Raw genomic sequence first — 9,282 nt, 5'->3', positions numbered from 1 at the left:
CGGGGGGCGGGGCGCCCCGGGCGGGGGGGGGGGGCGGGGGGGGCCGCCGCCGGGGGGGGCGGCGGCGCGCCCGCCGGCCCCCCCCCCCCGCCGGAGTCGTGGCCGGACCGCCCGCCGGGACGGAGGCGGCCGGATCGGCAGGCGTGAAGGACGTCGCCGGGTCGGCCGGGACCGACGGGGCGTCTGAACCGGTCGCAGGCCGGGCGCCCGTCGCCGCGGCGACGGCCGACTCCTGGACGAGGCGGAGCGCCTCGCCGTCCGCCGGGTCGATCCGCAGCGCCGCGCTCGCCTGCTCGAGCGCCTCGACGGGCCGCCCGGCGGCGAGCAGAAGGCTCGCGTAGTGGACGCGCAGAGGGGCGCTCGACGGCGCCGCCGCGACGGCTGCGGCGAGCGCGGCCAGGGCGTCGGACATGACTGCTCCTCGGGGAGACGATGGTCAGGACGACGGCGTCGTCACGCCGGGTGCGCCCGGCCGGGACCCAGTGTGCCCTGGACGACCGACGCCCGGCCATCGGCAGGAGTCCCCATGACACTCCACCGAGTCGCCGAGTCGCCGAGTCGCCGAGGCGCGGCCAGCCGCCTGGGTATGCACGGGCCTTGATCGCAACGGTCCCGTCCACACCCGGCGCCGGCGCGGTCGCGGTGTCGGCGGGACCGGGCAGAGTGGAGGCATGACGACCGACACGACCGCGACGACGCCCCTCGCGGTGCCCGACGACGCGCCCGCCGCCCCGCAGCCCGGCGCCCGCTGCTTCGGTGACGGGGACCCGCTCTACGAGGAGTACCACGACACCGAGTGGGCGGTCCCGGTGCACGGGGACACGGCGCTGTTCGAGCGCCTGGCGCTCGAGGGGTTCCAGTCCGGCCTGTCCTGGATCACCGTGCTGCGCAAGCGCCCCGCCTTCCGCGAGGTCTTCGCGGGGTTCGACCCGGTGGCCGTCGCCGCGTTCGGCGAGCCCGACGTCGAGCGTCTGCTCGGGGACGCCCGCATCATCCGCAACCGGCAGAAGATCACCGCCACGATCGACAACGCGCGCGCCCTGCTCGCGCTCCAGGAGAGCGGGCGCACGCTGGACGAGCTGATCTGGTCGTTCGCGCCGCCGGCCGGTCGCGAGCGCCCGGCGACGTGGGGCGACGTGCCCGGGCTCACGCCCGAGTCGACCGCGCTCTCGAATGCGCTCAAGAAGCACGGGTTCCGGTTCGTCGGGCCGACGACCGCCTATGCCGCGATGCAGGCGTGCGGGCTCGTCGACGACCACCTCGCGACCTGCCCGGTCGTCCTGGGCGCGCCGGGCTGACTGGGCGACGCGAGCATTCGCTATAGCAAAAGCTGCCCGCATCGTGGGACAGGGTGCGACCATGGTTCCCATGAGCGCGTACGTGTCGGTCCTCGATCTCTTCTCCGTCGGCGTGGGTCCGTCGAGCTCGCACACCGTCGGGCCCATGCGGGCCGCGAAGGCGTTCGTCGCGACCTTGGAGGACGGCGGCGTGCTGGACGCGGTCGCCGGCCTGCGGGTCGCGCTGTGCGGGTCGCTCGGGGCGACGGGCGTCGGTCACGGCACGCCGGACGCCGTGGTCGCGGGGCTGCTCGGCCTCGACCCCGAGACGTGCGATCCCGCCCGGGTCCCCGGCTCGTGGGAGAAGCTGGGCGACGGCGCGCCCGTCGCGCTGCTGGGCCGGCACCGCATCACGATGTCGAGCGACGACGTGCGCCTCGCGCCGCTGACACGCATGCCCGGCCACCCCAACGGCATGCGGTTCACCGCGCTCGACGCGAGCGGCACCCCGCTCGCCGAGGAGGCGTACTACTCGGTGGGCGGGGGGTTCGTCCTCACGGCCGCCGAGCTCGAGTCCGCCGCCGCGAACGAGGCCGCGCAGCTCGGCGCCGAGCTCGCGGGCGAGGCGATCGACCCCCGGACCGAGCCGTCGGGCGTGCCGTTCCCCTTCGCCAACGCCGCCGAGCTCCTCGCCGTGTGCGAGCGCGAGCGCACGTCCATCGCGGCGGTCGCATGGGCGAACGAGTCCGCCCTGCGCCCCGCCGCCGAGGTCGAGGCGGGCGTCGACCGGATCTGGGACACCATGAGCGCGTGCGTCGACGCAGGGCTGGAGCGCGACGGGGTGCTGCCCGGGCGCCTCAAGGTCCGTCGTCGGGCACGGGCCCAGCGGGAGCGCCTCGAGCTCGCGGACGAGCGCGGCGCGGACACGACCATCGAGTGGCTCCAGGCGTTCGCCATGGCCGTCAACGAGGAGAACGCCGACGGGCGCCGCGTCGTGACCGCCCCGACGAACGGCGCCGCCGGCATCATCCCCGCGGTCGGTCGGCACTTCCTGCGCACCCACCCGGACGTCGCCGCAGACCCCTCTCGCCGGCGCCGGGCCATGCGCACCTACCTCCTCACGGCCGCCGCGATCGGCGCGCTCTACAAGCGCAACGCGTCGATCTCCGGCGCGGAGGCGGGCTGCCAGGGCGAGGTCGGCTCGGCGTGCTCGATGGCCGCGGGCGCGATCTGCGCCGTGCTCGGCGGCACGCCCGCCCAGGTGGAGAACGCGGCCGAGATCGCGATGGAGCACAACCTCGGGCTCACGTGCGACCCCGTCGGCGGGCTCGTCCAGGTGCCCTGCATCGAGCGCAACGCCATCGCCGCCTGCACCGCCGTCTCCGCGGCGCGCCTCGCGCTCCAGGGCGACGGCTCGCACGTCGTCTCGCTCGACACCGTCATCGAGACGATGCGCCAGACCGGCGTCGACATGTCGACCAAGTACAAGGAGACCTCGACCGGCGGCCTCGCGGTCAACGTCGTCGAGTGCTGAGCCGCGCCAGTACGATTGCGCGCAACCCACAGACGGGAGCCCGCGATGGACCGGATCACCAAGGCCGCACTCGACTCGTTTGTCGCCGACGAGCAACTAACCCACCTCGACGAAGCCACGGCCTTCGAGTACTTCTCCGCCTTCGCAATTCTGACGCCCAAGCTCTACGAGCGCATCGCGCTAGAGGACGTGGCAGTCGGCGATAATTCCCTTCCCGGAATCGACGCCATGGCGATTGTAGTCAATGGCGCACTCGTCCCGAGCAAGGACGATCTTGACTCGATTCTCGAGAATTCCGGCTCGCTCGAAGTAGATTTTCACTTCGTACAGTCCAAGACGAGTGCGTCCTTCAACGGAGCACTGATGGCAGACTTTGCAGACGAAGTCAGGGCCTTTTTTCAGGATGGTGTCACGCATGCCAATCTGACCGAGCTTCGCGCCGTGACAGACAAGCTGCTCTCAAGTGCGACGCGCTTGAAGCGAAACCCCCATTGCCACTTGTACTATGTAACGACCGGCCGATGGCAGGCTGACGAGCACCTTATCAAGAAGATCGAATCCTCGCGCTCCCGCGTCGAGGATGTGAACTATTTCGAGGAAGTAACCTACGATCCAATCGATGCGCTGGCGATACAACGCCTGTACCGTGCAACGAAGAACAAGGTTTCAGCGAGTTTTACCTTTGCCACAAAGTCCACTCTCCCTCGAATTGAAGGAGTGGAGCAATCGTATCTCGGAGTGCTGCCGGGGGCGGAGTTCCTGAAGATTATTGCAGATGAGAACGGCGATCTGCACCGAAGCATATTCGAGGACAATGTTCGCGACTTTCAAGGCACCAACAACCCAGTGAACGTCAAGATTCGAGATTCCATAAGGGCCCATCAAGACCAATTCGCGGTCCTCAACAACGGTGTAACGATCGTGGCGAAGGACGGCAAGGTTCTAGGTGACGAGATCACTCTCGACGACTTTCAGATTGTCAACGGCTGCCAGACGGCAAACGTAATCTATGACCTCCGTGACGAACTCAGTACGATCTTTGTTCCTCTCCGCGTAGTGATTACACAGGACGAGGCCATCGCTACGAATATTACCGCGGCAACTAACAGCCAGACCCATGTCTCCAAGGAAGACCTATACAGTCTTCTGAACTTTCAGCGGTCACTCGAGGAACATTTTCGGACATACGACGAAGGCCGCCGCTTGTACTACGAGCGGAGATCTCAACAGTATCAGGCAGTCAGTTCGACTCCCAGAAACCGGATCGTCACACGCGCCCAACTGGTGAAGGCATTTGCCTCTACCTTCCTGAACGAGCCGCATCGGGCGACCCGCTACTACACTACGCTGTACCGGCAGCTTGGCGAGCGCATGTTCGGCGATGATCACAAGCTCGAAATCTACTATGCGAGCGCAGTGGCGCAATACCGGCTTGAATATCTCCTGCGGACGGGTGCACTCCTCCCATACCTCCGACCGGTGCGATATCACCTGCTTCACGCGGCTCGTCACCTAGCACTTGGCGATTCGTTGCCCGATTTCAATAGCAAGAAGCTGTCGGGTGTTGCAGATGGATACGTCGATACTCTTTGGGATGATTCGATCTCGCTTGACCTCTTTGTCACTGCAGCGTCGGTGGTTACCAAAGTGTCCGGAGGGCAGACTTTCACACGGGACTTCACCAAGCAGCCAGGCCTCACGGCAGGTATTACAGCGGAGGCACGCAGGTCTCGCTCCCAACTAGGTACAGCCCCGTGGAAAAAGTGAGGTCGAGGGATGCGCCGTGAAGGCGCTCCAAGCGCGAACCATGCGTGGAATGCAATCCATTCACCTCTCATGCAGGTCCTATCCCTCGAACCGCCCACTTCGCTACATCTCCCTACGGACTTGGCGCAGAGGGTGGGCACGCTCCCTGGCGCCGCGAGGACGCCGGGCGCGACCCCGCAGTGCACGGTGGTAGCACGCTGCTGCGGCAGATCTCGACGCATTCGTCGACGACGTTCATCCGCTCGCCCGGCTTGGCGTGGAGACTGATACGGCTCCTACCGACGACGCCCCCCGGGTGTGCGGTAGACGGCGCCGTCGCATTGACGGTCACGCATGTCTCCGAGCGTTGAAGCCGGCGAGGGCCCACCACGTGCGGCGCACAGTTGCCTTGGTGCCGGTGACGAGGCTGCGCGGCGGGACGTCGTCGGCCACGACCGCGCCGGCGGCGACGACCGCGTCGCGGCCGATGGTCACGCCGGGCAGGATCGTGGCCCCAGCCCCGATCCACACGTTCTCGTGCACGTCGATCGGGCCGCCGGTCAGCCAGACCTTGCGGTCGTCGGCGTCGACGGGGTGCCCGACGGTGATGAATGTGACCCGTGGGGCGACCATGACGCGCTCGGCCAGGCGGATGCCCGCGTAGTCGAGGAACGTGCAGTTCTGGTTGACGAACACGCGCTCCCCCAGGTCCAGGTTCAGGCCGTGGTCCGTGAAGAAGGGCGGGTAGATCGTCACGCGCGGCCCGAGCGGGCGGCCCAGGATCTGCTCGAACAGCCGCGCCCGGCCCTGCTCGTCGTCGAACGGCAGGACGTTGAGCCGCGAGGTGAGCTCGGTGGCGCGCAGCACCCTCTCGGACATGGCGCGGAACTCGGGGCCGTGGATGCGCATGAGCAGGTCGCTGGGCATCCCCCGATCCCGCCCCCGTCAGCGGACGGCGCGCGACGCCTCCCGGGCGGCGACGACCTCCTCGACGACGTCGACGACGCCGTCCTCCCCCGGCGAGGCGGCGATGCGCTCGCCGATGCGTGCGCTGGCTCGCGCGTACGAGGAGTCGGCGAGAAGCCGCCGCACCGCGCGCCGCACCTGGGCGGGCCGCGGCGTGCTCGTCCGCAGCCGCAGGCCGGCGCCCGTCCACGCGACGCGCGCGGCGACCTCCGCCTTGTCCTCCGTCTTGCCGGCGACGACGACGGGCACGCCGTGGCGCAACGCGTGGTGGACGCCGCCGTAGCCGCCGTTGGTCACGAGGACCGACGTGCGCGGCAGCAGCGCGTCGTACGGGAGGTACTCGGCCGCGCGCGCGTTCGCCGGGAGCGGGCCGAGCGAGCCGACGGGGCGGCCGCCCGTCGCGGCGACCACGAGCACGTCCTCGTCGGCGAGCGCGCGCAGCGTGGGGACGAGGAGCTGGGTCGGGTCCTCGTTCGCGACGGTCCCCTGGGTGACGTGGACGACCGGTCGGCGCGTGTCGAGGTCGCCCCACCACGCGGGGAGGTCGCCGTTCCCCGCCGCCGGGCGCGGTGGGCCGACGAACCGGACCGGGGTCGCGACGTCGGGCCGCGGGTACTCGAGCTCGCGGACGGTGAGCTGCACGACGGCGTCCGCGTCGGCGGGCCAGCCGAGGAAGAAGGTGCCGCTCGGCTCCCCACCCGCAGCACGGACCATGTCCTGCGCGGCGCGCTGCGGGGCCGCGAACGCGACGCCCTCGACGAACCGGTGCAGCGCCCGGTTGCGCAGGACACCGAGCGAGCCACGCGCGGGCAGCACCCCCAGGCCGAACGGCGCGGTGCGGTCGCTCTTGAGCCCGAGCGGGAAGATGCCGAGCGCGAGCACGGGCGGCCGGCTGTCGGCGGGCGACGCGACGAGCGGCATCGCGCCGAGGAACAGCGGCTCGACGAGCACGGCGTCGGCCGGTCGCGACGCGAGGGCGTCGACCACCGCACGGTGCTGCGCGACCCCGGGCCCGACGAAGATCTCCAGCATGTCGTGCCGGATCGCATCGAGCCCGGTGCGCCCCGCGCGACCGGGGAACGCGGCCGCGAGGTCCCGGTCGTCGAAGTCGGCCTCTGCGGGGAGCGCGAGGAACGTGGCGCCTGCTGCCTCGACGGCCGCGGCGAACCGGGCCCCTGTCAGGAACCGGACGTCGTGCCCGCGGGCGACGAGGGCCCGGGTGACGGCGAGCAGCGGGGTGACGTGGGCGTGCACAGGGGTGGAGCAGAGCAGGACGGCGGCCATCGGTGGTGCCTCTCTCGTGGCGGCGCGCGGTGCGCCGGACGGACGGGAAGGCGCAGGACCGGGCCGTCTGCGCGGGGATGCCGGTGGGGAGCCGGCGTGTGAGAAGATCGATCAACCGTCAGGAGTATTCATCACCTTCAAGGGGTAGTCAATAGTGGTCCCGCGCGCCTACACGTCCGACCTCCGCGCCGAGCAGGCGGCGCGCACGCGCGAACGGGTCGTGCGCGCCGCTGCGCAGGAGCTCGCCGAGCACGGCTACGAGCGCACGACCCTCGCGCGCGTCGCCGAGCGCGCGGGCGTGTCGATCGAGACGGTCAAGGCGCACGGGCCCAAGCGCGCGCTGCTCCTCGCCGCGTTCGAGCTCACGTTCGCCGGGTCCGAGGGTCGGGAGTCCCTCGGCGAGCGACCCGAGGGCCGCTCCGTCGCCGGCACCACCGACCCCGGAGAGTTCCTCGACGGGCTCGTCGCGCTCGTCGCGGCGGCGAACGCCCGCGTCGCCGGCCTGTGGTCCGCCCTCACGTCGGCGGCACGCTCCGACGAGGCCGTCGCCACGGAGCTCGACGCGCTCCTCGGACGCCGCCGCGCCGACCTGCGCGCGAGCGTGGACGTGCTCGTGGCGCACGGGTTCCGCCCGCACTCCGCCCGGGAGGAGGCGGCCGAGGCCCTCTCCTACCTGCTCGCACCCGAGGGCTGGGCCCACTTCGTCGAGGGGGCGGGCTGGTCCGACGAGCGATACCGCGCCTGGCTGCGCGACGCCGTCGTGCGCCTCGTCGCGGCACCGCCCACCGGGGACACGAACGCCTGAGCCCTGGCGCGCCGTCGGGCACCGCGCCTACCGTGTGCCATGAGCACCCTCACCCCCGGCTTCCACGGCCGGCCACGCCCGCAGGGCGTGGCGCTCCCGCCGGGCCAGTACGTCGAGACCGGGTTCCCCGTGCTCTCGGCGGGGCCCACACCGCGCGTCGACACCGCGACCTGGCGGCTCGACGTGACCACCGAGACCGGCACGACGCACGCCTGGTCGTGGGCGGACCTCATGGCGCTCCCCCAGGACGAGCCGACCGTCGACATCCACTGCGTGACCCGTTGGTCCAAGTTCGGGACGTCGTGGCGCGGCGTCTCGCTCGACACGCTCCTCGCCGACGTGGAGTCCACCGCCGACTTCGCGATGGTCGGCTCCTACGGCGGCTACACCACGAACCTGCCGGTCGCAGACCTCCTGGGCGGCAAGGCGTGGGTCGTGCACACGTTCGACGGCGCCCCGCTCCACCCGGTGCACGGCGGCCCGGCGCGGCTGCTCGTGCCGCACCTGTACTTCTGGAAGTCGGCCAAGTGGGTCAACAGCATCACGCTCATGCCCATGGACCGGCAGGGCTTCTGGGAGCGCCTGGGCTACCACGACCTCGGCGACCCGTGGCGGGAGCAGAGGTACCAAGGTGATTGAGGTCTCACGATGACCGAGGCGCCCGTCCGGCTCGGCGCCCGGTACGCGACGCCGTCGCGCTGGCAGGTCGCGACGCTCGTCGACGCGTGGGAGGAGAGCCCGTCCGCGCGGACGCTCGTGCTCGAGGTCCCCGCCTGGCCCGGACACCTGGCCGGGCAGCACGTCGACCTGCGCCTCACCGCGCCCGACGGCTACACCGCCGAGCGCAGCTACTCGATCGGCAGCGCGGCGACGCGCGCGATCGTGCCCGACGACGGCTCCCCCGCGCGCGTCGAGGTCACCGTGCAGCGCGTCCCCGGCGGGGAGGTCTCGACCTACCTGACCGACGCCTTCGCGGTCGGGGACGCGATCGAGCTGCGCGGGCCGATCGGCGGCTGGTTCGTCTGGTCCCCGGAGCGCGACGCCGGGACGCCGGTCCTGCTCGCGGCCGGCGGGTCGGGGCTCGTTCCGCTCATGGCGATGCTCCGCACGCGCCGCGACGCGGGCGACCGGACGCCGTTCCGGCTCGTCTACTCGGTACGCCGCCCCGAGGACCGGCTGTACGTCGACGACCTCGACCGGCTCGCCGCCGCGCACGACGGGCTCGACACCCAGGTCGTGTTCACCCGCTCTGCACCGCTCGGCGCGATGCGCGGACCCGGCCGCCTCGAGCGCCGCGACCTCGCGGCGTGGGGCTGGCCGGCCGAGATCGAGCCCGCGTGCTTCGTGTGCGGGCCGACGGGGTTCGTCGAGGCCGTCGCCCGCCAGCTCGTCTCGCTCGGCCACGATCCGGCGCGCGTCAAGACCGAGCGCTTCGGGCCCGCCGGGGACTGACGCGGGCGTCGCCGTCGATCAGGACGAGGGCGGGGGCGGACTCCCCTAGGAGCCTTGCTCATCGCTCGATCTGCGACGACGCTTCGCTGCACGTGTCATCGAGGTGTGGGGTGTCCATGGCTGTGGGGGGGGGGGGCGCGGGGGGGGGGGGGGGGGTGTTGAAGAGGACACGAGGGAACAAGCTGAGAGGGAGGCAGGAGGAGAAGGTTTGAGAGAGG

Annotated in this window: 9 protein-coding genes; 6 read left to right on the top strand and 3 right to left on the bottom strand. The window is 71.1% G+C overall.

From position 1 onward, the window contains the following. The coding region (locus tag ACFWH7_RS19875) for a tetratricopeptide repeat protein (protein WP_378219199.1) at positions 1–412 on the bottom strand (412 nt) is incomplete at its 3' end. A 259-nt stretch (positions 413–671) separates the two neighbouring features. On the opposite strand from ACFWH7_RS19875, the gene ACFWH7_RS19870 reads away from it, so the two are divergent. The 3 genes from ACFWH7_RS19870 (at position 672) to ACFWH7_RS19860 (ending at position 4,578) form a co-directional block, all read left to right on the top strand. After that, positions 672–1,298: a DNA-3-methyladenine glycosylase I gene (locus tag ACFWH7_RS19870; protein WP_378219197.1), complete on the top strand. Its 627-nt coding sequence runs from the start codon at positions 672–674 to the stop codon at positions 1,296–1,298. 70 nt (positions 1,299–1,368) lie between these two features. Continuing rightward, the gene (locus ACFWH7_RS19865) at positions 1,369–2,811 is read left to right on the top strand and encodes an L-serine ammonia-lyase (RefSeq protein WP_378219195.1); all 1,443 of its coding nucleotides are present in this window, start codon (positions 1,369–1,371) and stop codon (positions 2,809–2,811) included. A 45-nt stretch (positions 2,812–2,856) separates the two neighbouring features. Then, positions 2,857–4,578 (top strand): AIPR family protein, encoded by a 1,722-nt coding sequence (locus ACFWH7_RS19860; RefSeq protein ID WP_378219193.1) that lies wholly within the window; start codon positions 2,857–2,859, stop codon positions 4,576–4,578. Positions 4,579–4,905: 327 nt separating this feature from the next. Here the strand turns inward: ACFWH7_RS19860 and ACFWH7_RS19855 are convergent, their stop codons facing one another. Both ACFWH7_RS19855 and ACFWH7_RS19850 read right to left on the bottom strand, forming a co-directional pair. Continuing rightward, a complete protein-coding gene (locus tag ACFWH7_RS19855) occupies positions 4,906–5,484 on the bottom strand; it encodes a DapH/DapD/GlmU-related protein (protein WP_378219191.1) in 579 nt (192 codons plus the stop codon). 18 nt (positions 5,485–5,502) lie between these two features. Then, entirely contained in the window at positions 5,503–6,807 is a 1,305-nt protein-coding gene (locus tag ACFWH7_RS19850; protein WP_378219189.1) for a glycosyltransferase, read from the bottom strand. 154 nt (positions 6,808–6,961) lie between these two features. Here ACFWH7_RS19850 and ACFWH7_RS19845 point away from each other — a divergent pair, with 154 nt between their 5' ends. Genes ACFWH7_RS19845 through ACFWH7_RS19835 form a run of 3 tightly spaced genes read left to right on the top strand, consistent with a single transcriptional unit; the run spans position 6,962 to position 9,064 of the window. After that, positions 6,962–7,612 (top strand): TetR/AcrR family transcriptional regulator, encoded by a 651-nt coding sequence (locus tag ACFWH7_RS19845; protein ID WP_378219187.1) that lies wholly within the window; start codon positions 6,962–6,964, stop codon positions 7,610–7,612. Positions 7,613–7,651: 39 nt separating this feature from the next. After that, the gene (locus ACFWH7_RS19840) at positions 7,652–8,251 is read left to right on the top strand and encodes a sulfite oxidase-like oxidoreductase (protein ID WP_237840843.1); all 600 of its coding nucleotides are present in this window, start codon (positions 7,652–7,654) and stop codon (positions 8,249–8,251) included. A gap of 9 nt (positions 8,252–8,260) precedes the next feature. After that, entirely contained in the window at positions 8,261–9,064 is an 804-nt protein-coding gene (locus ACFWH7_RS19835) for a ferredoxin reductase (protein ID WP_237840844.1), read from the top strand. Positions 9,065–9,282 lie beyond the last annotated feature (218 nt).

This window comes from Cellulosimicrobium cellulans, assembly GCF_042723955.1.
GTDB lineage: Bacteria > Actinomycetota > Actinomycetes > Actinomycetales > Cellulomonadaceae > Cellulosimicrobium > Cellulosimicrobium cellulans_H.
Note: the sequence above shows the minus strand (reverse complement) of the source record. Positions and strands in the feature narration are given on the sequence as shown.